The sequence below is a fragment of the Desulfovibrio intestinalis genome (genome assembly GCF_014202345.1).
GTDB classification, from domain to species: Bacteria; Desulfobacterota; Desulfovibrionia; order Desulfovibrionales; family Desulfovibrionaceae; genus Desulfovibrio; species Desulfovibrio intestinalis.
In genome coordinates, this window is record NZ_JACHGO010000002.1 from 1 (window position 1) to 23,018 (window position 23,018).

Consider the following 23,018-nt stretch of genomic DNA (forward strand, 5'->3'; position numbering starts at 1 on the left):
TGACAACTTTGTTGGTAGCCATGGAGGAGAGGGTACACCCAATCCCATTCCGAACTTGGAAGTTAAGCTCTCCATCGCCGATGATACTGCATAACGTCATGTGGGAAAGTAGGCCGCTGCCAACATCTTTTAAAGCTCCCCGCCGCATTTTTGCGCGGGGAGCTTTGTTATTTTACGCCAAAGCTATTTCTTCGTTCTGCTGTCCTTATCCGTACGGCTCCTGCGTCGCCTACGGCTAAGGCAACGTCATGTGGGAAAGTAGGCCGCTGCCAACATCTTTTAAAAAGCCCTTCGCTGCTAAAGCGCGAAGGGCTTTTTGCTGTTCTTGATCCAGTACAAACCTCCGCTCCTTCATTCAACATCATCCTCCGCAAAACTCCTCCCCCTCTATTCCTCGCGATGATATTCTTCGTTGTGTCTCCACAATATCCCTTCCAACACAGCCTCTAGCGGTCCTGTAACTAGCTATAGACGATTGAGGCTCTTTCTATGTGGATGCAAAGCTCGCCCGATTTCCCTAGTGGGTTGCACGGATCCCTGTTCTTGATCAGCCCTGCTATATTTGGGGGCAACACTCTTCGATCACTCCGCTTATACGAGTTGAATCTACTTCAAAAGGCAAGCCTGGCCTAGCGAAGAGGTTCTTCTACTTACTAGCTAAGGTAACTTCTCATTTGGGCCGCCTGCGCAGTGGGCGGCAGAAGGGGACTGTTAGGGGCTGCGCCCCTCCGAGGCCCCCTCTGCACTCCCCCGGAACACCTCGAAAAACTTTCCAATACTCTAGCGAGGGCTGCGTGCCCTTTGCTGCGGGAATTTCCTGCCGCGCTCGGCGATATCCCAAAGCGCCGCGCAATGCCATCATGGGTTTGGCTGCGGGTGGAGGCGTTATCTCCTTCCTCAAGAAACAGCAGGCCTTAAAGCGTACCAAATCCTTTGAGTAAGAGTTTCATCTTTCTGTATGCCCATAGTAATGGTTTAAACTGAGTCCTAAAATACAGCTACAAATGATCTGTGTTCTGCGAATTATCATTTATTTCACTTGCTTTTGCCCACTTAAGCAATAATGATGGCCTTTGTGCTCAAGAAACTATCTATTTCAATGCCGAAGGTGCACAAATGAACAATGCCTATGCTCAGAGAGTTGTAAATTTAAAGGCCTCAGAAATACGCGAAATTTTGAAGGTCACCCAACAGCCCAGCGTAATATCCTTTGCCGGAGGCTTGCCAGCACCTGAGCTTTTTCCCATTGAGGCTATCAGCAATATGTGTGCTTCGGTATTGGCAAACGATGGGCAACGGGCGTTGCAGTATGCCACCACCGAAGGGTATGTATCTTTGCGTCAGTGGATCGCAGCCAGAATGAATACCACCCTCGGCACGGTGCTTGATGAAGACAATATTTTGATTACCAATGGTTCCCAACAAGGGTTGGACCTCAGCGGTAAGGTCTTCATAGATGAAGGTGATGTTGTTTTGTGCGAAAGCCCAACGTATCTTGCCGCCATTACAGCTTTCAGAGCTTACGGTTGTAATTTTGTGGAGGTGCCCACTGATGAAGAGGGCATGAATATGGATGACCTTGACCGACTTTTGAAAACTACTGATCGAGTCAAGGGCATCTATGTGATCCCCAACTTCCAAAATCCAACCGGACGGACAATGAGTCTTGAACGGCGTGAGCGGCTGGCAAAATTGGCCGCCCAACACCGTGTCATGATTTTTGAGGATAACCCCTATGGTGAATTGCGCTTTGAGGGCAAATACCTTCCTTCCGTGCAGTCTTTTGATAAGGAAGGTTGGGTTATCTCTTTTGGATCATTCTCAAAAATTCTTTGTCCTGGTTTCAGAATCGGCTGGGTAGCAGGCGATAAAGAAATTGTGCGAAAATACGTTCTCGTTAAGCAGGGCGTTGATCTGCAAAGCAATACTTTTGTTCAAGCCGTAATTGCCGCCTATCTTGAACAGCATGATATTGATGAGCACATCAAAACTATTCTTGGTGTATACAAAACCCGGCGTGACGTTTTGCTTTCCGCTCTGGATCGTCATTTTCCTCAGGGGGTTCAGCATACTCGGCCAGAGGGTGGCCTTTTTGCTTGGGTGACCTTGCCAGACTCATTGAATGCCAGACATATTCTTGATGATTGTGTGGCGCGTAAAGTTGCTTTTGTGCCAGGCGGACCTTTTTTCCCCAACGGCGGGCACGAAAATACCCTGCGCCTGAATTTTTCCAACATGGAAGAAGGTCGTATAGAAGAAGGCATTGCCATTATGGCTGATGTATTGAACAGACATTTAAAAACGGTCTAACATGCGGGTAACGTGCTTTCGGTAAATTTTCTGACTGCGCACCGATAAAGACACGCAAAGCGAAGGAGATCACATGCCGTTTGTAAATATCAAGCTCACTGGTGGTAAAGAAGCGCCTACTGCGGAACAGAAGGCAGAATTGATTAAAGGGGCAACAGAACTGCTGGTTCGTGTGCTTAATAAAAATCCTGCAACCACTGTAGTAATTATTGAAGAGGTAGATACGGATAATTGGGGGGTAGGCGGGCAAAGCATTACAGAACGCCGGAAGATGGGATAGCTTTACGCTTTTTTTGCCAGCCTTGTCATTTTCTATGCCACCATTCCCGCTGTAATTGGGAGCTGTAGGGGCAGAGCAGCCTGAAAACGTACGCTGCTGTGCATCAAATAAATCTGCTTTGCGGGAAAATAGCTTTGATAACTCTTTGTTATAAAAGCTAAGCAGATTCTATAAATTACAAAAAGCCAAGACGTACAGCGCTAAGTCTGTGGGTCTTGGCTTTTTATTTTGTTGAGGTGGCTTTTCAAGCTTGCACAAAGTTGAACGACTGCAAAGCACGCTTGCCGCCGCAGGCAGCACAGCAAAAACACTTATTGATGCCTTGCTGTGGGCTCCTCACCTTTTTTATTCATCATGATCCGTGAAAGCTGCAATAAGGGCTTCTGGTACTCTAACTGGTTTTCCACTGGTAATATCGATGTAAACCCATTGCGTTTCAGCCTCCACCAGCACCGCATTGTCTGATTCACGAACAAAAAGATACCGACGCATGCACTGTCGGGACGCGAAGGTGGCTATCCATGTGGTCGCGGAGATAACATCGCCAAGCAATGCCGGGCGCTTGTATGTGACAGAATGCTGCCGCACAACCCACCCTTGCCCCAAGGCCTCGTAGCGGGCCACGTCCCATCCCTTGGAAGCCGTGTGCGCAGTGGCTATGTCCTGCATCCACAGGACGTAGCAAACATTATTGACGCGCCCCTGTCTGTCGATGTCATGCTCGGAAATATGTATCTTTTGCTCAAAACCAGCCATTCAACCCTCTCTACGTATGCGTATTGTTTTACACACGATACGCCTGAAGGCGCTAAAGGAAAAGCCTTGCTGTATTCCTCATCCGTTTCATGTCTGAAGATGGTCTATGCAATCACTTATCTTGTCCATTTTTCAGTAAAGGTTAAAAAATAAACAGCTGCCGGATACACTCAAGTTGCATGAATGACTTTCCAAGGCCAAAGGCTGCAAAGATTGCACGGCGTCCACCGTGCAGCGCCCAACGCACAATGTCGCGCTGACGGGGTTTAAGCATGGGATGGATAGAGTCAGCAGGCACGGCAAAGCCCGAGTGCCGTGAAAAGGGCAACTTGGCCTCAAGAAAAGCTAGTAGCTGGTGGGAGTTGAGGGCAGCATTACGCGGCCCCCGGCTCTGCTTTGTGGTAGAGAGAGGCAAGTGGGTGACAAGTGGATGACAAAAGCAAAAATAGCAAGGGGAAATAAAAAAGGATGCCACATGTTTTAACATGTAACATCCTGATTTATATATGGCGCGCCCGAGAGGAATCGAACCCCTGACCAAGAGCTTAGAAGGCTCCTAGCGCAATCTCCTGGCGTTTACTGGCTAGTTCTATATTATACTATTTTAAAAGGATTTTTTCAGAAGAAGTCTTATTGACGTACCTTCTTTTACCTTCTATTTTGGCCTTGCGTGTTGGGAATGGTGTTGGGAAGAAAAGCACCCGTAACCCCGCGCGTAAAGGTGAAAAATGGCCGTTCAGAAAAGAGCAAAAACAAAATATCCTGGCGTATTTTTCCGTCTCCAAATGAGATTAGATGGATTGGGCGAAGAGCGCCAGTATTATATCATCTACCGTCGAGCAGGTGAGGGGCGGGCGGGCAAACTCATTGAAGAACCCGTAGGGCGAGAATCCGAAGGAATGAGCGCCGCCAAAGCGAACCGCATTCGGGGCTTACGGGCATCTGGCGCAGAAAAGGCCAATACAGAGCGCAGGGCAGAGTCTGAAGCCGCCAAGCTAACCGGCGACGGCCCTCTGACTTTTGCCCGGCTTTGGTTGCTCTATCAAGAAGTGAACGCTGGCAAGCCGTCCTTGAAAGGCGATATATCGCGCTACCACAATCACCTTGAGCAGCGCTTTGCATCCAAGGTGGTTGAGGAACTTACCACGCTGGATATGGACAACCTGCGCGCCGATATGACGCGAAAAGGCCTTTCTGCTCAAACCACAAAGCATGCTCTTGGCCAGATCCGCCGCATCATCCGGTTTGGCGTAAAACGCGGCTTGTGTCCCATGCCGGGCAGTTTACATTTTGAGATGCCCAAGGTGGATAATGAATGCACGGAAAATCTGACCGATGAGCAGCTTGCGGCCTATCTTAATGCCCTTGACGATGAGCCGGATCAGGATGCCGCAGGCTTGTTGCGGCTGGCACTGGTGACGGGAATGCGCCGTGGGGCACTGTTGGCTTTACGCTGGACAGATTGCGACTTTGAGCGCGGCCTCATTACCCTGCAAGGCGCGTCTGCCAAAAAGGGTAAGACGGAATTCATCCCTATGACCACCGCCGCACGGACCATTCTTGAAGCAGTAGGGCGCACGGCAAGCCCTTTTGTATTTCCCGGTAAAGATGGAGGCCAACGGCAAGACTTTCGGCGTATGGCCCGCAGGGTGCGCGACAAGGCCGGGCTACCCAAAGACTTTCGCCCGCTGCACGGTCTGCGTCATGCCTACGCCAGCATGCTTATAAGCAGCGGCCACGTTGACCTGTATAGCCTTCAAAAGCTGCTTACGCACGATAGCCCGGCCATGACGCAGCGGTATAGCCATTTGCGGGATGAGGCTTTGCGCAAGGCCGCCAGCGTCATTGATGCCTGCATGGATATAGGCGTGACAGGAAAGGAACGGTCTTGACAGGTTGCCAAAAAATGGCAACTATACATTCAAGGGAGAGTTGAAGTGGGTTGGACAGTCAATGTTACGCGCAAGGCGCAGAAGCAGCTTGCGCGCCTCCCCAAAACTGTATTGGAAATGCTGTTCGCGCTTATGCTGGACATTGAGCTTGGTGGACCAGTGCGCGGCGATTGGCCCAATTATGGTAAGCTGGACGCAAGAACCCATCACTGCCATTTGAAGAAAGGCCACCCCACATACGTTGCCGTATGGGAAGAAAGCGCAGGCAGCATGAAACTTATCGAGGTGACATATGTTGGAACGCACGAACGCGCCCCATACTGATACCAAAATCCTTTCTTTTGCCGTGCCGCATGACATGGTTGAGAAAGTTTTGAGCGCCATGCACAGTTACGGGCTGCGAGAAGAAAACGAGTCTATCCCCTGGCGTGAAGCTTTTAGAACCGTGAGTGATGAAGATATTCCCGGCAGATATCTGCGCGGCGCACGCTATCGGGAAAACCTCACGCAGAGGCAGCTTTCTGAAATGACAGGAATAACCGTGCCGCATTTGTCTGCTATGGAAAACGGCAAGCGCCCCATCGGCAAGAAGAACGCCCGCCTGCTGGCCGATGCCCTGAACATTGATCCCCGTCGCCTGCTGGACGTGTAGCCCTGCATCTCATGTAAATAGGTCGTACAGGCCATTTTGAAGCCCTCTCGATTCGTCGGGAGGGTTTTTTGCGTTCTATCCATGCGTGACAAATAGAACTTCATCTATCCAACTGAAAAAGCATTAAAATTACTAGTTAGTGACAGAAGGGTACGGAACTTCATTATAGGTCGTGTAATGGGAGTAAATGGAGAGCAGTGCAAGGTAAATGCACAAGGCTCAAAGTATGTCAACTGGGGTTATTGCCGAAATAAGCGGGGTTATTCCGGCAGCCTTACAAAATCCTCAAAAACCCATGTTAGCCTTTGGAGAACTTGTAAGTGTCCCCGAGCAGCATGCGCGAAAAGGCGCGAAGTGCAAAATACGTCAACCCCCTATTTAGCTGTTCCTAGCTGCTCTGAGCTGTTCTGAGTTGCACACGGGAAAAACGCCATGCGATGTTTTGAATGAAAAATGGCGAAGACGGTGAAGATGACGGCAGGTTTAAAATGGAAGGTCGAAAGGAGGGAAAAAAGCCTGTCAAGTAGGCTTAGACGCTTCTAGGCCCCCTTTAGACGTGTCTAAGCAGATAGTTTGAAAAAAGCATGTTACGTTTTGCCGGAATAACCCCACTTATTGCGCACGCCCCTCAAGAATTTCAAAAGGTCGTGATAGCATTTTGTCAAAACATGGAGGTAATTTTTATGCAGATTAGTGAAGGCAACCTGGCCACAAAGCCTATCGTGGAGAATGCCCTGCAATTTGGAACAAACCTTCAAGGGAGAGTTGAAGTGGCTTGGACAGTCAATGTTACGCGCAAGGCGCAGAAGCAGCTTGCGCGCCTCCCCAAAACTGTATTGGAAACGCTGTTCGCGCTTATGCTGGACATTGAGCTTGGTGGACCAGTGCGCGGTGATTGGCCAAATTATGGTAAGCTGGACGCAAGAACCCATCACTGCCATTTGAAGAAAGGCCACCCCACATACGTTGCCGTATGGGAAGAAAGCGCAGGCAGCATGAAACTTATCGAGGTGACATATGTTGGAACGCACGAACGCGCCCCATACTGATCCAAAATCCTTTCTTTTGCCGTGCCGCATGGCATGGTTGAGAAAGTTTTGAGCGCCATGCACAGTTACGGGCTGCGAGAAGAAAACGAGTCTATCCCTTGGCGTGAAGCTTTTAGCACCGTGAGTGATGAAGATATTCCCGGCGTATACCTGCGTGGCGCACGCTATCGGGAAAACCTCACGCAGAGGCAGTTTTCCGAAAAGACAGAAATAACCGTGCCGCATTTGTCTGCTATGGAAAACGGCAAGCGCCCCATCGGCAAAAAGAACGCCCGCCTGCTGGCCGATGCCCTGAACGTTGATCCCCGCCGTCTGCTGACTGTATAGTCGCAACACTACATAACAAGTCTTACTTGTATTTTGAAAGCCATCTCAATTCTCTGAGAGGGCTTTTTTCTTTGTAATTACAATATTAGCTATTTTCATTTACGTGCGCATTTAAATGCGCAGTTAAATTTAAAGTTAAAGTAATTGTCAATATGTTTTTCTCTGTGCTATCTTGTCCGCAATTACACCGCTCAATGCTGTTGTGTTCAGATTTGGTGTGCCGTTTGCGGTCAGTACGTAGTTAGAAATCGAAAAACAGAGTTTTTAAAAAATGTTGTCAAGCGAAAAAGATGCCATTCAAAACCGTAGAAGCGCATCTAATCCCGTGGAGGTGTGGAACGACGATGTTTTGTAGAATGCTGTTAAAAACCCATGCTATGTTTTTCCCACTTTGGCTGGACTCTTTTAAACCCTTGGAGGCACTATGAACCACCCGATTTCCCATGTGCAGCAAGACCCCAAACTGATCACGATGGATGAGCGCGAAGCCGCCGCAATTATAGGACTGACCGCCAAAACGTTGCAACATAGGCGGTACATGCGACAGCCCCCCACCTTTCTGAAAGTTGGCCGCAAGATTCGATACCGGCTTTCAGATTTGCAAGATTATCTGGACGCTTGCCAAGTGCAGCCGGACAGAACTTGAGAGGGCGGCCATGAGTACAGAAGCAACAATATGGGCATGGAAACAGCGCGTGCCCTCATCACAAAAGATCGTCCTACTTTCAATGGCTGACCGGGCAGGTGAAGACTTCCGGTGCTGGCCATCAGTCAGGCGGCTTTGCCTCGACACGTCTCTTTCAGAGCGCACTGTGCAGCAGGCAGTTTGCGACCTTGAAAAGAGCGGACTTATCAGGCGTGATCTGCGAACAGGCAGAGCAACCGTGTACTATCTTATCGGTGTCCAACGCAGAGAATCAACCCCCGCAGATTCTGCACCCCCGCAAAAATTGCCCCCCGCAAATGCTGCGGGAACCCCCGCAGATTCTGCACCCCACCCCCGCAAATGCTGCACCCAGAATCTAAAAGAGAATCTTACAAGAACCAACCAAGGGGGAGAGAGCGCACAAGCGCGCTACACTCCACCGCACACATCTGCGTCTGCTCAGTCAGGCAAGAGCAGCAAAAAGGCAAAGCCTCAAAATCCGGCCAGCGAAACCAAGCAGCCTTACGGCGACTTTGGCAATGTCCTGCTCACCGCAGAAGAATATGAGCGCCTTGTGCAAGACTATGGCGAACAGGAAGCCAAGGCTGCAATTAACTTTCTCGACCTGCACCTCGGCGCGCGCACGGGTAAAGATCCGTACAAGTCTCATAATCTGGCCATGCGCAAATGGGTTTTCCAAAAACTTGCAGAAGATAGGCACAGGCTTGGTATCAAGTCGTCTTTGAAACTCCAGGCACAAGGGGCAACTTCAGGCAAAGACTTTTTTGAGCGAATGGAGGAGGCAGAGTGGGCCGTAGCAGAAGCAGAAGTAGCCGCCCGTAATGCGCTCCTTAACGCAACCTCAGAAGGCAGGCTTTCGTCATGACCGAAGTTCCTTTCACTCAAGGGTGGCTGACGCTGCGCGACGTAGCTGAAATTCTTCTGATTTCCCCTGCGACGGTTCGCCGTCTCATAGCGTCTGGAAGATTGAAGGCCAGCAATGTTTCCAGCTCCACAATCCGGCCCCTCTGGCGCATCCATCCCCAATGGCTTGAAGAGTACGCCACGAGCCAGCCAGAGCATCTCGAAAAAGAGGAGAACCCGCCGTGCCCCCATGCAGAAATTTGACCATTGAGGAGTGCGCCAGCATGTACCACGCCTTCACAGGCCGCCACAAACTGCGGAACCAGTGCTTGCACCTGCTTTGCCTGACAACAGGTCTCCGCATCCACGAAGCCTTGTCCGTGAAAGTTTCTGACGTTCTCCAAAATCGTCAGGTGGTTCAGGCACTTCAGGTGCAACGGGGCAAAATGAAGCAGGCGGCTCAAGGACGCACAATTCTGCTGCCCGCCCAGACTCGGGCCGCTATTCGCCGTCAGTTGGATTGGCTCTCTCAAAATGGCTACTTTGATCAGGATCAATATCTTTTTCGCAGTCAGGCTGGTGATAGACCGATTCAGCTCGCAGAAGCGTGGAAGGTCTTTCAAGAGGTAGCTAAAAAGGCCGGACTTCGCCGGGATTTAGGAACTCTCGGTACGCACTGTTGGCGCAAGACTTTCGCCACAGAAATTTTTTTAGCTGCGGTAGAGAGAATGCAGGCCGGGGAACGCCTTGACCCCATGCGCGAGGTTGCCAGAGCTTTGGGCCATGCTGATTTAAAAAACACGGAGAAATACCTACCAATAGACCATGACGAGGCTCTCAAAAATATGCGCGTCATGGAGGCTGTACACAGCTATGCCCTGCCCTAAATCTGCCTGACTTTTCCACAGGACAAAACGTTTCCTTTTGAAAAAGAAATGCACCTAGAAGATCAGGAAAAAGTTAATCTAACCGTCCGAATTTTTTTGAAAACATACATGCAAAAAAAGAAATTGAGGTGAGCAGATACGCGCTGCACGAACACAAACCCGCCACGCGGGCACACAGCGCCATATAGAATCCCCAGAACCCAACACCCGACGTTCATGCAGTCTATTTCCTTTTTAAAACGGCACTTATCAACATGCCTGTGGAAAACTTTTTTAGCCACACTTTTTAACGCCTACGGAGATTCATTATGTCCCCCGAAAAGAGAATAAAAATGCTGACCCTGCTCAATGAACTGCAAACCCTTTTGCTTGATGATGACAGCATTTCCAATACCCCAACCGCTCCGCCTGCTCTCACAGTCCCTCTTGTGCCAAAGAATGAAGGCGACGCGGCAAGCCAGAATCACTCGCTGGAAATGCTCTCCTGGGATGACGGCGCGGCAATGGCCGCCTATCAGGAAGGTTTGGAGAGCGCCAGAAAGAGTGAATATTACCCGTGGAAAATCGAGGACAAGCGATGAACAGAACTTCCTTTCGCGTCCCTGTTAATCAACCCGGCTCCAACATGCCGCAATACAATCCTCAACAACTTCCCGCCACCCCCGGCGCTGGTGTTTCCGCCCGCCTGTCAGACAGCGCTGGCCAGATCGTAGCCCAAGGTGCAGACCAGCAGGGCCGCCAGCTTGAAATGCTGGGCCGTGGCATGCAACAGGTAGCCAAGGCAGGGTATGACCTCCACACCGACTACCAGACAGGCAGAGCCCGTGAAGCCTTCAACCAGCTTCGCGCTGAAGAAATGGACATAAAGGCCCGCCTTGCCGGAATAACGGGAAAAGACGCCATTGACCCCCAAAATGGCGTTCAAGCCAGTATTGCCAAATGGCAGCAAGATGCCCGCGCCCGCCTTACCAAAGACCTGGGGGGCATGGCTCGTGATCTGTTTGACCAGGCAGCGGAGCTTCACCTTGCCAACCTCACGGCGTGGGGCATTGAAAAGCATACGGGTGAAGAGCGCACCTATCTGAATCAGCAAGATGAGGGCACCATTGCGCTGGATGCCTATGCTATGCTTTCCGATCCGCTGAACACTACGACTGTTAAAAACGGGCTTGAAAATATAAAGGGCCGCTATCGTGCCCTGCGTGATCGTAATGGCTGGTCTGATGAAATCACACAGGCCAAACTCAATACACAGGCAGAGAAAGTTTTCAGTAAAATGGTTGATAGCCAGCTTGATGGTGACAACCTGGGCGCGGCGCATGAACTGCTTGGCCGTTACGGTGAGTACATGGGCGGCAGTCGCAGCGCATTGGAAGTCCGCATAACTGCCAAAGGCCGCGAACTTCAGGCCCGTGCGCGGGCTGAACAGGAAATGCGCTTTGTCAGCAGCTTCGCCGCCGACCCACTACAGGGCATTGCAGAAATCTCCACTCCTGAAGGGCAGGCCAAGTATGGCCTTGACGCCAAGGCGGCCTTGGGTGTGCGCAGCATGCTTCAGACGCAATGGAGTTTCAATAAACAGGTCGAGAAAGAACGGCGCGATACCTATACCACTGATGCTGTAAACGGCATTTACGCCACACTCACAGGCGACCCCAACAAGAATATTCCGCCTGATCCGGCCAAGGCCTATCAAGATTTGCAAAACTCCAATCTGGACGCCCTGACCAAGCTTGAAATGGGCCGCAAGCTCGAAGACGGCACCATAGGCAAAACACGCGATGCCGCAGCCGTCAACGATATGGCCCGCCTGATTATTGGTGGCGAAGTTGATTCCGATGCCCCCATTGATGTCATGCTGGCACAGGGTAAGGCCAGTGTGGGCGATGTGGCCATGCTCAAAGGCATGCGCAAGGATATGGACGGCCCTCTCAAAGACTACCTCAAGCGCGGCGATGCCCTTGTTGGCAACGCCTTTGCCCGGCCTCAGTTCGCCGCAGGAACGCCCGAAGCCGCCATTAAAGAAGACAGGGCGCGCAATCAGCTACAGCGCGCCATAACCGAGGCATACAAAAAAGGCGGGCCGGAAGCTGTGGAAAAACTGTTCAGCAGCGATTTGCCCATGTCCATCATGAGCAGCAACGCCGTTTCTGTTGACGATGAACTGAACAATCTTGACCGCGTTCTCAATGTCGGCCGCACTGACAAGCGCCCCATTGAAAGCGCCGATGACTATGTAAGTCGGCGCACAAAGGGGGTTGCCCAATGAGCCAGGCCAACACAAATCAGGATCTGTACCTTGAAATGCGCGGTCAGGGCTACAATGATCAGGAAATCCGTAATGCCATGCGCCCCATGCTGGTTGAGGGCGGCTTTTCCGATCAGGAAATCAACGGCTATTTCAAAAAATATGATCCTGCCACCCTGTGGGGTTCAGTCGTTCATGGCTTCCAAGGCTCGGTAACGGGACTTGCAGCGCGTGAAAAGCTGCCAGACAACCTTTCACAACCCCAGCTTTCACAACTCTCTACCATGCAGCGCGTGGGCCTTCAGGTGGGCACCCTGGCAGGCGACATGCCAACTATGGCTATAGGCGCAGCCTTGGGGCTTCTGGGCGGCCCTTCTGCCCCGGTAACGGTTCCGGCTTCGGCTATGGCCATCACAGAAGGCACCCGTGCCATTTATATGGAACACATAAAAAATGGCGAAGTGCAAAACGCGGAACAATTCACCCAGCGCATGGGTACCGTGCTTGCCGAAGCGGGCAAGGGCGGCGTCATTGGCGGCGCTACGGGCGGCATGGGCAAACTGGCTGGCATTGGGGCACAGGCTGCTGGTGCCGGAGCCGTAACTACGGGGGCGGCCACCGTCACGGCTGAAGTGGCCACCATGCCCACCGTAGCCGCAGGGCTTGAAGGCCGTCTGCCAGAGCCTCATGAATTTGTTGATGCCGCCATTCTTGTGGCCGGGCTCAAAGGGGCGGGTGCAGCTGGTGGCAAGGTTGTGGACGCTGGCGGAAAGCTTGTGCCCAAGTTGCGCGATATATACGCCAGAACCGGCAAAGACCCCATGCAGATTCTGGAAGAAGCCCGCACCAATGACGCAGTGCGGCAGGACTTGCTTTCCCTTAACCGCGAATTGTTAGAAGGTTACGCAGTTGAAAGCCGCCAGGGCGGCATACCCCGAGACGTCAGGGAAACAGGCGGCAATCCCAATGATGCTATACGAGCGGCTGAAGGTTCTAACGCGGCCATGCCCCTGGCCAGAGATGCCGCGCCCGCCGCAGATATTGCCATTGAAACCTTCAGACTATCCACCGTCATTGACCAACTGGCAACCGACCTGGGCGTTCCCTTCCGCGTGGGCCGTCTGGGGCCGCACCTCAAGAATGCAGACGGTATCTATAAACCCTGGGAAGAAGTCTCCCGCGTTCGCATCGCCAACGATATTTCCACTATCGTGCATGAGGCCGGGCACCACCTGCAAAAGAAGATTTTTGGCACACTGGATGAAAAACCCCTGCTGGCCTTTGCCGATGAGCTGGCACCCATTGCCACCACTCCGCGCAAGGGGCAGTCTCCCTTGCCCGAAGGCTTTGCGGAATTCATTGCCCGCTATGTGGTCGATCCGCAGGGCGCTCGGGAAAAAGCCCCTCGCTTTTATGACTACTTTGAAGGGCATCTTGAAAACGGCAATCCGGCTTTATTGCAGTCCCTGCAAAATGCTCGCACTGGTGTACGCCGCTGGAATGAACAGCCCGCCGTTAATGAAGTTTTGTCGCAAATCAACGCGGTAGAATCAGAGACAACAGGCTCACTTCGTCAAACCTGGCGGCAGGCGTACACTACATTTATTGATGATCTGCACCCGCTGAAAAAGGCTGTTGACCAAATGGCCAGCGGCAGAGAACTTCCCGCCGCTCTTGATCCTTATCTTCTGGCCCGCACATATCGGGGCGCAGCGGGCAGGGCCACGCATTTTCTTGAGCGAAGCCCCTTTGATTTCCATACTGGCGAAAGCATTGGCAAGCCCTTGAAGGCCATCCTTGAACCCGTCAAGAATCTGGACGAGCTGCGGGCCTATCTGGTGGCAAAGCGTGGCCTTGAGCTTGACGCGCGCGGCGTCCTGTCAGGCATCCGCAAAAATGCTATGGAAAAAACCGTCAGCAAGCTGGAAGCAGCATACGAAAAAACCGCCCAGGATCTCTACGCCTATCAAGACCATGTGCTGAATTACTACGCAGCCTCCGGTATGCTTGGCAAAGAAACTCAGGCGGCCATGCGCGCAGCCAACAAAAGCTATGTGCCGTTTTACCTATTCATGGGCGATATGGCATCCACCGGGCAAAGCACAGGCAGTAAAGGCTTTTCCCCGCGTGAAGCCATCCGCAAAATCAAGGGCAGCGGGCGTGAGATCATCGACCCGCTGGAAAGCATACTCAAAAATACCTATGCCATGATTGAAGCGGCGGAAAAGAATAAGGTGTGCATGGCGCTGGCTGACCTTGCCAGAACCACCGAAGGTGCAGGCGGCCTTGTGGAAAAACTGCCAGCGAAAATGCAGGGCACCCGTGTTTCTGGTGAAGAAGTCATGCGCACCTTGAAGGATACTGACCCCGAAGCGGCCCGAGCCTTTGCTGAAGCCGTTGAGCGTGGCGAACTTGATGTAAGCGTATTCCGGCCAGACTATCGCATCGACAAGAAAACAGAAATTTCCGTCATGCGTGACGGCAAGCGTGAAGTGTATCAGGTAGAACCGGAACTGGCCAAGATCATGAACGGCCTTGACGGTGAAGCCCTGGGCACGGTCACAAAAATACTGGCCTTCCCCGCCAGGGTGTTGCGCGCTGGTGCCACACTCACGCCCGAGTTCATCGCGCGCAACAGTATGCGTGATGGCATGTCGGCCTTTGTGCAGTCTGAATACGGCTTCAAGCCTTGGGTGGATGTTCCGCGCGGCCTGTTCCATGCCATAAAGCGTGATGATCTGTATTGGCGCTGGAAGCGTTCAGGCGGAGATCAGGCCACCATGCTGGGTGCAGACCGCACAACAGTGCGCCGCTCCCTTGACGACCTGACCAGAACTGGCGCGCTCAACAAAACCTGGAACATGGTCAAAAATCCCATTGAGCTTTTTCGCATTGTTTCCGAGCTTTCCGAACAGGCTTCCCGCCTGGGCGAGTTTTACAGGGCTGAGAAAGCCCTTGGCAGTGGCACAGACGCACTGACCAAAGCGGCTCTTGCCTCGCGTGAAGTGAGTATGGACTTTGCCCGCATTGGTGCCCGCATGCGCGCCGCCAACGCTCTTATCGCCTTCACCAATGCCCGTGTTCAGGGTTTGGATAAAATGGCCCGCGTATTTGTGGAACACCCCGTCAGGTCTACCGTGCGCGCCGTGAGCGCCATTACCCTGCCGTCTGTTCTTCTGGCCATTGCCAATCACGGTGATGAGCGCATCAAGGAAATACCGCGTTGGCAGCACGACCTTTTCTGGCTGCTGCCTGTGGGTGATGTGGTGTGGCGCATCCCCAAGCCCTTTGAGTTGGGTATCATCTTTGGTTCCATTCCAGAGCGCATTACGGAATGGGCTTTAGACCAGATGAACGGGCAGGAAAAGAGCGACGCCTTTCGCGGCCTGGGGGCCACCATGACGGATATTGTGAAGCCGCCTGTGCTTCCCACGGCGCTGGTGCCCATTGTAGAGGGCTGGTCTGGCAAGTCCTTCGCATTCGACAGGCCCATAATTCCTGCTTCGCGTGAAGGCATGCTGCCAGAATACCAGTATACGGAAAACACCACTGAACTGGCCAAAGCTCTTTCCCGTTTTGTGGGCACCTTGCCGGGCATGGATCAGTTGAAAACCTTCAGCCCAGCCGCAGCGGAAAACACCATTCGTAACTATACAGGCGGTAGCGGCGTTTATGTGCTGCAAGGTGTGGACTTTGCCTTGCGCAAGTTCGGTGCCCTGCCTGACCCCGTGAAGCCCACTCCCACCCTGGCCGAAATTCCTTTCGTGCGGGCCTTTGTAGCCAGACACCCAAGCATGGGGGCAGAATCCATCGCCAAGTTCCGCGAGCGTTGGCAAGAGGCCAGTGCCTATCTAAAGACCATCAACGGTTTGCAGAAGGAATACAAATATCAGGACGTGGCCAACCTGATGCCCTACCATGTCTATTCAGCTCTGGAAGGTACAAACCAGGCCTTGAGTGTTCTTTCCAGAACCATCAGAGATATAAACAATGTGCCAGAAGGGCAGATGACCGCCGACGAAAAGCGCCAGTTCATTGATGCCCTGTACTTCAAGGCTATCACTGTGGCGCGCTATGGCAATGAGGTCTACGACAATCTTCAGCCAATGATAGAGCAGTTGAAAGCACGGGCGGCGAAGGAAGATAGGTAGAGGCGAAAGATGTTAGTTCAGCAGGGTTTCAACCATCTTGCGGCGCTCTTCCAGCCTCTCTCGCTCACCGCCATGATAGTGAGGGTCAAACAGATTAAAGTATTTCACAATAGAGGCCTCGGAAAATCCGTACTCTTCCAGAATTGGGCGTATGTATTCTCGCGTTTCCGAGTCGGAAAAACCGCCCTCATGTAGCATGCTGTAAACACCAGTTCTGTAGTCAACAACCTCACCGGCAAGCTTTCGCCGGGCGTCATCTACCACCAGAGCTTTTACGCGAGCGTTAGGTTCATCGCCAATCGCACATGATATTGGGGCCGCAAAATAAAGTATTGCGGCAAGAAGAAAGCAGAATGGGAGCTTTCGCATTCTTCAAGTCTAAAAAGCATATCGCCGTAAGGCAAGCATCAATGACAAGGGCCGGGAATTTTCCCGGCCCTTTGAGTCAATCTTTTTCCTGTTCTTCCTTTTCATCCCACAGGGGCTTCTTTAACCCCTGTAAGGAAGTGTATCCATGTGCAATTTCTCAAGATTATCTACTTCAGGTTCAAGAATATTCAAAATGTCTTTAAGGCACAACGCAATGGCGTGAATCTGAATTGGTTCGCCAATATGCTTTTCTCCTTCCTGTAGCACAAATGCTTCAATAAGCTGTAAGCGCCAAAAAGCACCCGCAACTGAAAGATGGGTAGTTCCAAGTTGTTCATGGACAGTACACAACTCTTCAAATGGTAGAAAATTGCGTTTTTCAAGACCGTCCGGTACGCTTGCTTCGACTTGTGCTGTTTTTTGGGGGAGAGACGTTTTTTCAGTTGCCATAAGGCACCTCGGGAAGGCGTTTATCAATTCCCCTATGGATTGTATGCGCGGCATGGGCAATCAAGGCAAGCCCTCCAAATATCGCATGGTAATCTTGCGCAGAAAAACCATCAGCTCCCATCATCTTTTCACGTAGCCCTATCACAAGATCTTCAATGGATTCCGCCAGGGTGGACAAGTCTTCAAGCTTGTCATAATCAAGTGGTGTTAGTAGGTTATCCATAGCCTTCAATCTCCTTCTTAGGTTGAGGGTTAGGCCCGGCATGAAAGATCACACCTTTCATGCCGGGCTGTTTTTATTCTTCATTACTTTCCTTGGCCTGCACTGCGTTGCCAGTCGCAATCCATGTTCTGACGGCATCAGGATCAATCCGCCAGCCAACTCCCACTTTTCGGGCAGGCAAGCCACCATCCTGTATTGCTTTAAAAATTGTTTTGCGATCAACCCGTAATGCATCTGCGGCTTCTTCCAAAGTCATGCCAATGATTGGCCAGCTTGCTTTTTCAACCAATTTAGGTTGCCTCCAAAATATTTTTACCAAAATATAGATATTAAATTAACATGTCAAAGGTATTTTATAGGTACTAAATTGGCATTTATCTTTGTTTTTAGAGTAAATGGTCCCAATGTCCAAATGGGGTACAGGCTAACTGGACAATTCCACATTAAGCAAAAGGTGTCTATTTAGAGTTATAAATTTATTTTATTGACATAATCAAATTAGAATCTTAAATTTCAATTAGACACTATGGAGGGAATTTCTATGAGTAAAAATATTGGCTATATCCGCGTCAGCACTTTAGACCAAAACACTGGCCGCCAGTTGGATGGCATTGCCCTGGACAAGGTGTTTACAGACAAAGCCAGCGGCAAGAGCAGGCAGCGTCCCCAACTGACGGCTTGCCTTGAATATGTGCGGGATGGTGACACTCTGCATGTTCACAGCATTGATCGGCTGGCTCGTAATCTTCAGGATCTACTTACGCTGATCTCTGATTTGACCAGTCGGGCAGTGACGGTGCAATTCCATAAGGAAGGGCTGATTTTTACCGGAGAGGATAGCCCCTTTCAGCGTCTTCAGTTGCAGATCATTGGCAGCGTGGCTGAATTTGAACGGGCAATGATTCGGGAACGCCAACGCGAAGGCATCGCACTGGCCAAGAAGGAAGGAAAATACAAGGGGCGCAAGGCAGCTTTAAGCCCCGCCCAGGTGGAAGAAGCTCGCGTACAGATCAATGCTGGCGCAAAGGTAGCCCAAGTTGCGCGAGAGCTTGGAGTCTCCCGGCAAACTCTTTACTCTTCCCTTGAGCGATAGTGTGTTGAAAATATAGCGGTGACTTAGTCTTCAAATAGTGAGAGCAGCCACTCTACATCGTTGTCAGAGTATTCAAAATCAAAATCGTCAAGCTTCTGGCAGGCAGAAAGAACTTCTTTGATTTTCGATACCAGATTATTTGCTCCCGAGGTGCTATACTTCACCCCTCCATTTGCACTGATATTAGCTGAATTTTCGTCACCGAATGTTGTTACGCTAATCAATGGACCATTATCGAATTTCATAGTCTTTGTTGCATTTTTACTTAAAGCTGTTTCGGCCATGGATATTAAATAATTCATTTTTTCCTCACTTATTATATGTTTGCTTATGATTATATTAAAATAAATTAAATTGCTAGTGTGTTGGGAATGGTGTTGGGAAAGAAGAAAGCTCTTACTGCATTTCTGCTGTAAGAGCTTGAATTTTTTGGCGCGCCCGAGAGGAATCGAACCCCTGACCAAGAGCTTAGAAGGCTCCTGCTCTATCCAACTGAGCTACGGGCGCGTAGGTGGTTACGCCAATTGGCGTCCAACGCTGTGGCGCACCACTATAGAGATAGCGCTATCTCTCGTCAATCTTTAAGTCTTCGTCAGCCATGCCTGGCTACCAGGGTCTGTTTGCCAGCCAGTATTCTTTTGCGGTTGAGCAAGCTTTAAGTTCTTTCCGGGTACACTGCATTTGACAACGTTGCACGTTCCCTAAGCAATGTTTTCTTCAAAAACAAGCGGCTCGTCGGCCAGTGTTGCAACCATGACGGCCTTGATGGTGTGCAGGCGGTTTTCCGCTTCTTCAAAGGCCATATTGCGCGGCGATTCAAAGACGTCGTCGTTCACTTCCATGCAGTCAATGCCGAAGCGCTGGAAGATTTCTTCGCCCATCGCCGTGCTGCGGTTGTGAAAGCTTGGCAGGCAATGCAAAAATTTGCAGTCGTCATTGCCTGTCTGGCGCATGGTTTCTTCTGTGATGCGATAAGGGGTGAGCAGTTCTATGCGCTCTTTCCAAACGTCATCGGGCTCACCCATTGAAACCCATACGTCAGTAGACAAAAAGTCACAGCCGCGAACGCCGTCTTCCACGCTTTCGGTGCGGCTGATGCGCGCTCCTGTTTTGCTGGCGATCTGGCAGGCCACTTCATACACCTCATCAGAGGTCCACAGCGCCTTGGGAGCGACAGAGCGAAAATCCAGACCAAGCAGGGCAGAACCGACCATAAGCGAGTTGCCCATATTGTAGCGGGCATCGCCAAGGTAGGCCATCGTTTGACGATTCAGCGGCTTGGGGCAGCATTCGCGCATGGTCAGCATGTCGGCCAAAAGCTGTGTGGGGTGCCATTCGTTGGTCAGGCCATTCCACACAGGCACAGAGGAGTGCTCAGCCAGAGCTTCAACCCGTTCCTGACCGAAACCCCGGTACTCAATGCCGTCATAAAAGCGGGAAAGCACGCGGGCGGTGTCGGCCAGCGATTCTTTTTTGCCCATCTGAGACCCTGAGGGGCCAAGATAGGTTATATTTGCGCCCTGGTCGTAAGCGGCCACTTCAAAGGAACAGCGGGTTCTGGTGGAATCCTTTTCAAACAGAATGACAATATTTCTGTCCCGCAAAAATTTCGGTTCGCGGCGCACTTTTTTGGCCTGCTTGAGGTTGGCCGCCAAGTCCAGCAAATAGGTGAGATCTTCCGGCGTGAAGTCGGTTTCCTTCAGAAAGTCTCTGTGTTGCAGTCTGTTCATGCGCTGTTCCGCCTTTAGATGAAGTGAGGGCTGGTCGGCCAAAGAAATACCTGGCTGACCAATCCGTGCCGGTTGGTCCGTCGCTGATGACGGCGCACGCCATTTCAGGCGCGCGAACCGTTACAAATGTAGAAGCATGGCAATTTCGTCACAGCAGTAGAATTTTGGGCACTTGCTGCATTCAACCCATACGCTTGCAGGCATGTCATCTCTGTCAAATTCAGTGAAACCGCATTTGGCAAAAAAGTCTGGCACAAGAGTAAAGACAAAAACCCTTGGCAACGCGAGGCTGCGGCAGCGCTCAACAAGCATCGATACAAGCCGTCTGCCGAACCCCTGTCCCTGACAGGACGGGTGAACAGCCACAGAGCGGATTTCGCCAAGGTCTGCCCACAGAACGTGAACGGCTCCACAGGCCACGATGACGTCTTGACCGCCATCCACAGCAGGAGCCGTGGCAACCATGTAGTCCTGTATGTGCTGATACAGGTACTGGGGGCCACGAGCCAGCATGACATTGGACGAAGCATACTGGTTGATAAGCGCCGACATGCCGTGCACATCCGCCACAGTAGCGGAGCGGATGACCAGTTGTGAAAGGTCGCTTATGCAGACATCAGGAACAATGGGTCTATCATCAGCGCCAGAGCGCGGAATGGCGATGGGCATTTCTTTTGCCTCTGTTGCAGGGGGGAGAGGAATAAAAAGGGCGCCAGCCTGCGAAAAACTCGACGGCAGGCACAGCCTGGGAACAGTAAACCGTATATGGCAAATTTTAAAACAAAGATTCCCAATAGCACCATTGGCCTTGGGGCGCAAGATACATTTACGTCTATATGGCGCTGCCCACTTTTTTAGAGTCCGGCAGGATGATTGGGCTGGTGGCGGGAATTTCGGGCCGTAGCTGGAAGGGGAGCGGTTACGCTTTATTGTTTGAAAAAACTACTGCTCCAGCATTGTGTCAGAATTTTGGGGCGGCAAATAGCCCGGCTATGCTGGAACGTGCTTTTCCACAACGCGTGCTTGCCTGGGGCTAAGCGGGCAATCCTAGTTTGCTTTGGTGCAGAGGCGCAGGGCATGGTCGCAAATTTCATCAGTATAGAAGTGAAAGGCGCTCTCATCCTGTGTTTTGGCAACAAGCAGGGCGATGCTGGCCCTGTTTATCATTTCCATAAAGGGTATTTCTTCGTCTTCAACCGTGTCGGTCGTGTAGATGCCAATATGCAAGCGAAGGGGGAAAATATGCGATGATTGATATGCGCCATTTTCCACATCGCTGGCGGCACGGGCACACATGGCGATTATACTTTCGCGGCCTGCGAACGGTAGAATTCCTGCAAAGGTGTCACCTGAAATGTGACAGCACCGGGCAAGCGGCCCTTGTCCTTCTTTTTCCAGCACGCGCGCAATGCGGCGTAGTTCTCTATCGCCTGCTTCAACCCCGAGCATTTTATTATAAAATTTGAAATTTTTGATGTCGGCCAACCATATGGCGAAAACCATATTCGGGTGTTCATGCAATAGGGCCGTTGCTTCCAGGCGCAAACGGTGGCTGTTGATGCCCCCTGTTACGGGATCCACAAACGCCAGTTTTTGCAGTTGCCGGTCGCGCCATTCCGTTAGGCGGTATACGCGCCATGTCAAAAAGATAAAGCAGAGCAAAGCCAGAATGGTGACAACGCCCCCGCCATACAACAGCAGGGGGGAGACCAGCCCCAGCGCATCAAGGGGAACCGCGCAGAAAAGGAACCAGTCGTTGCTCTGAATGGGATCAAATGCCGCCAGATACTGTTTTTTGCCGTTCTCGTACAAAAAGTAGCTTCTGCGGCCATGAGCCATGCCGTCCAGAGCATTGCGGCGATCAGCTTCACCTATATGCCCAAGATTAAAGACACTGCCCAGGCCATCAACAGGGCTGAGCTCGGGAGACAATACAATGCGTCCCTGCGCGTCGATCAAGGCCGCAAATCCTGTTGCATTGAAGAGTGGCGTTTCAAGAATATTAAGAAAAACCTCAGCCTTGGTTACCCCAAACAGCACTTCATTGATCTTACTGTCCTGCTCAACTGGTACCGCGCAGTAGATTACCCTGCCTGGCCCGCGAGGATTTCTGCGCGGCGGAGAGAGGGCGGGGTGTCCGGCGAGGGCTCTACGGAAAAAGTTTTCACTGGATAAATCAACATCGTGATAGACAGTTCCGTGTGCGTCTGCCACCTCTGCCTTGCCAGAAGAATTGGCGATGCCTATGCGTATGAAATCGCTGTTACTGTTGATTTCCTTGAGCAGAGGAAGGGTTTTTTGCTGCGGCATGTAGCCGACAGTGATGGCCAAACTGTTGAGAGTTTGAAAGTTCTGCGTCAGCTGGCGTTGTAAAAGGACGCGCAGTTGCGTGGTTGTTTCGTAAAGATGAACGATACTGACCTGTTCAACCTGCCCCGTGGCATAGCGCAGAAGCATCAGGCTGCAGACCAGAAAAAGCCCGCCCACCAGAAAGGCAATCGCATAGATGCGTTTTATTTGCCGCTTGCTTCTGTACATGCCGCCCCTCAACAGAAATATATATTTATTAAATACCTTAATCTATTATTTGGCAAGCAGTAAAGCCAAATTTGGCCTGCTTACTTGCCCGAATTACCTACCAGTACATTTTTCCTGATGATACTAAGCTCAAATCATGCTCAATGCGGTAAAGAACGAATCGCTACATAGTCATATTGATGGAGCCATATTACTATGGTTGCAGTAGTAATAAACATACAACTGATGACTTGTCTTTTTTTAATGAATTTGATGATTGGTAAAATATTTAAGTTTTTTTATATACTATTTCAGAGTGATAGAGAAAAGTTTGAAGAAAAAATAAAATGTTGCAGCGGTGTGTCCTTAAAGCGGCAATTATAATATAGTTTATAGTTAATTTATTTCAGAGTGTTGCGTGCGAGATTGATAAAAATGCCTGAATTACAGTCGCGGCGGTTTTTTGATCCACCCGAAATTCTTTTCATTTTCAGGATGTTATTAGGGTTGTTTACTCTTAGTAAGACTGCGCGTAATGCTCAAGAAGAACGAGAAAAAACTGTTTGGTTGTGCA

Annotated in this window: 24 protein-coding genes, 1 tRNA gene and 1 rRNA gene; 16 read left to right on the forward strand and 10 right to left on the reverse strand. The window is 51.0% G+C overall.

The window, feature by feature from the left end; all coding sequences use genetic code 11:
- The first annotated feature begins 10 nt into the window (after window positions 1–10).
- The 3 genes from rrf to HNQ38_RS02820 all read left to right on the forward strand — a co-directional run bounded on the left by rrf (window position 11) and on the right by HNQ38_RS02820 (window position 2,590).
- Window positions 11–125: ribosomal RNA gene (gene rrf, locus HNQ38_RS02810) — 5S ribosomal RNA — on the forward strand.
- 886 nt (window positions 126–1,011) lie between these two features.
- Complete coding sequence (locus HNQ38_RS02815; protein ID WP_343060073.1) at window positions 1,012–2,310, forward strand: aminotransferase-like domain-containing protein; 1,299 nt, start codon at window positions 1,012–1,014, stop codon at window positions 2,308–2,310.
- 73 nt (window positions 2,311–2,383) lie between these two features.
- Entirely contained in the window at window positions 2,384–2,590 is a 207-nt protein-coding gene (locus tag HNQ38_RS02820) for a tautomerase family protein (RefSeq protein ID WP_183717911.1), read from the forward strand.
- Between the two features lie 345 nt (window positions 2,591–2,935).
- Here the strand turns inward: HNQ38_RS02820 and HNQ38_RS02825 are convergent, their stop codons facing one another.
- Window positions 2,936–3,346 carry an acyl-CoA thioesterase gene (locus HNQ38_RS02825; RefSeq protein ID WP_183717912.1) on the reverse strand — a complete coding sequence of 137 codons (411 nt, stop codon included), beginning with the start codon at window positions 3,344–3,346 and terminating at the stop codon, window positions 2,936–2,938.
- 785 nt (window positions 3,347–4,131) lie between these two features.
- Here HNQ38_RS02825 and HNQ38_RS02830 point away from each other — a divergent pair.
- The 12 genes from HNQ38_RS02830 to HNQ38_RS02885 all read left to right on the forward strand — a co-directional run bounded on the left by HNQ38_RS02830 (window position 4,132) and on the right by HNQ38_RS02885 (window position 16,062).
- Complete coding sequence (locus HNQ38_RS02830) at window positions 4,132–5,238, forward strand: tyrosine-type recombinase/integrase (RefSeq protein ID WP_246387965.1); 1,107 nt, start codon at window positions 4,132–4,134, stop codon at window positions 5,236–5,238.
- A gap of 45 nt (window positions 5,239–5,283) precedes the next feature.
- A complete protein-coding gene (locus HNQ38_RS02835) occupies window positions 5,284–5,562 on the forward strand; it encodes a cytotoxic translational repressor of toxin-antitoxin stability system (RefSeq protein WP_183717914.1) in 279 nt (92 codons plus the stop codon).
- Window positions 5,531–5,890: a helix-turn-helix domain-containing protein gene (locus HNQ38_RS02840; RefSeq protein ID WP_221277792.1), complete on the forward strand. Its 360-nt coding sequence runs from the start codon at window positions 5,531–5,533 to the stop codon at window positions 5,888–5,890. Before HNQ38_RS02835 ends, HNQ38_RS02840 begins: the two co-directional genes overlap by 32 nt.
- 584 nt (window positions 5,891–6,474) lie before the next feature.
- Window positions 6,475–6,939, forward strand: coding sequence for a type II toxin-antitoxin system RelE family toxin (locus HNQ38_RS02845; protein ID WP_343060074.1), 465 nt, complete (start codon window positions 6,475–6,477; stop codon window positions 6,937–6,939).
- A gap of 33 nt (window positions 6,940–6,972) precedes the next feature.
- Complete coding sequence (locus HNQ38_RS02850) at window positions 6,973–7,266, forward strand: helix-turn-helix domain-containing protein (protein WP_183717915.1); 294 nt, start codon at window positions 6,973–6,975, stop codon at window positions 7,264–7,266.
- Between the two features lie 424 nt (window positions 7,267–7,690).
- Window positions 7,691–7,912, forward strand: a complete 222-nt coding sequence (locus tag HNQ38_RS02855; protein ID WP_183717916.1) for a helix-turn-helix domain-containing protein — start codon at window positions 7,691–7,693, stop codon at window positions 7,910–7,912.
- Between the two features lie 10 nt (window positions 7,913–7,922).
- Window positions 7,923–8,798 (forward strand): helix-turn-helix domain-containing protein, encoded by an 876-nt coding sequence (locus tag HNQ38_RS02860; protein WP_183717917.1) that lies wholly within the window; start codon window positions 7,923–7,925, stop codon window positions 8,796–8,798.
- Window positions 8,795–9,040, forward strand: coding sequence for a helix-turn-helix domain-containing protein (locus HNQ38_RS02865; protein ID WP_183717918.1), 246 nt, complete (start codon window positions 8,795–8,797; stop codon window positions 9,038–9,040). The genes HNQ38_RS02860 and HNQ38_RS02865 overlap by 4 nt, the downstream gene beginning before the upstream one ends.
- A gap of 20 nt (window positions 9,041–9,060) precedes the next feature.
- Entirely contained in the window at window positions 9,061–9,663 is a 603-nt protein-coding gene (locus HNQ38_RS02870; RefSeq protein ID WP_246387991.1) for a tyrosine-type recombinase/integrase, read from the forward strand.
- A 308-nt stretch (window positions 9,664–9,971) separates the two neighbouring features.
- Complete coding sequence (locus HNQ38_RS02875) at window positions 9,972–10,244, forward strand: hypothetical protein (RefSeq protein ID WP_183717920.1); 273 nt, start codon at window positions 9,972–9,974, stop codon at window positions 10,242–10,244.
- The gene (locus HNQ38_RS02880; protein WP_183717921.1) at window positions 10,241–11,932 is read left to right on the forward strand and encodes a hypothetical protein; all 1,692 of its coding nucleotides are present in this window, start codon (window positions 10,241–10,243) and stop codon (window positions 11,930–11,932) included. Before HNQ38_RS02875 ends, HNQ38_RS02880 begins: the two co-directional genes overlap by 4 nt.
- Window positions 11,929–16,062, forward strand: coding sequence for an LPD38 domain-containing protein (locus HNQ38_RS02885; RefSeq protein WP_183717922.1), 4,134 nt, complete (start codon window positions 11,929–11,931; stop codon window positions 16,060–16,062). Before HNQ38_RS02880 ends, HNQ38_RS02885 begins: the two co-directional genes overlap by 4 nt.
- A 12-nt stretch (window positions 16,063–16,074) precedes the next feature.
- Here HNQ38_RS02885 and HNQ38_RS02890 read toward each other — a convergent pair whose 3' ends face one another.
- The 4 genes from HNQ38_RS02890 to HNQ38_RS02905 all read right to left on the reverse strand — a co-directional run bounded on the left by HNQ38_RS02890 (window position 16,075) and on the right by HNQ38_RS02905 (window position 17,393).
- Complete coding sequence (locus tag HNQ38_RS02890) at window positions 16,075–16,431, reverse strand: hypothetical protein (RefSeq protein WP_183717923.1); 357 nt, start codon at window positions 16,429–16,431, stop codon at window positions 16,075–16,077.
- Between the two features lie 120 nt (window positions 16,432–16,551).
- A complete protein-coding gene (locus HNQ38_RS02895) occupies window positions 16,552–16,881 on the reverse strand; it encodes a hypothetical protein (RefSeq protein WP_183717924.1) in 330 nt (109 codons plus the stop codon).
- Entirely contained in the window at window positions 16,871–17,104 is a 234-nt protein-coding gene (locus tag HNQ38_RS02900; protein WP_183717925.1) for a hypothetical protein, read from the reverse strand. Before HNQ38_RS02900 ends, HNQ38_RS02895 begins: the two co-directional genes overlap by 11 nt.
- Window positions 17,105–17,177: 73 nt before the next feature.
- Window positions 17,178–17,393: a helix-turn-helix domain-containing protein gene (locus HNQ38_RS02905; protein WP_183717926.1), complete on the reverse strand. Its 216-nt coding sequence runs from the start codon at window positions 17,391–17,393 to the stop codon at window positions 17,178–17,180.
- A gap of 252 nt (window positions 17,394–17,645) precedes the next feature.
- On the opposite strand from HNQ38_RS02905, the gene HNQ38_RS02910 reads away from it, so the two are divergent.
- On the forward strand, window positions 17,646–18,197 hold the full coding sequence (locus HNQ38_RS02910; protein ID WP_183717927.1) for a recombinase family protein: 552 nt from the start codon (window positions 17,646–17,648) through the stop codon (window positions 18,195–18,197).
- Window positions 18,198–18,220: 23 nt separating this feature from the next.
- Here the strand turns inward: HNQ38_RS02910 and HNQ38_RS02915 are convergent, their stop codons facing one another.
- From HNQ38_RS02915 to HNQ38_RS02935, 5 genes are all read right to left on the reverse strand, one after another.
- On the reverse strand, window positions 18,221–18,499 hold the full coding sequence (locus HNQ38_RS02915) for a hypothetical protein (RefSeq protein ID WP_183717928.1): 279 nt from the start codon (window positions 18,497–18,499) through the stop codon (window positions 18,221–18,223).
- A gap of 128 nt (window positions 18,500–18,627) precedes the next feature.
- Window positions 18,628–18,704, reverse strand: a tRNA-Arg gene (locus tag HNQ38_RS02920).
- A gap of 194 nt (window positions 18,705–18,898) precedes the next feature.
- Entirely contained in the window at window positions 18,899–19,927 is a 1,029-nt protein-coding gene (gene argF / locus HNQ38_RS02925; protein ID WP_183717929.1) for an ornithine carbamoyltransferase, read from the reverse strand.
- A 120-nt stretch (window positions 19,928–20,047) separates the two neighbouring features.
- Entirely contained in the window at window positions 20,048–20,596 is a 549-nt protein-coding gene (locus tag HNQ38_RS02930; RefSeq protein ID WP_183717930.1) for an N-acetyltransferase, read from the reverse strand.
- Window positions 20,597–20,974: 378 nt separating this feature from the next.
- Complete coding sequence (locus tag HNQ38_RS02935; protein WP_183717931.1) at window positions 20,975–22,465, reverse strand: sensor domain-containing diguanylate cyclase; 1,491 nt, start codon at window positions 22,463–22,465, stop codon at window positions 20,975–20,977.
- Window positions 22,466–23,018: the final 553 nt, after the last annotated feature.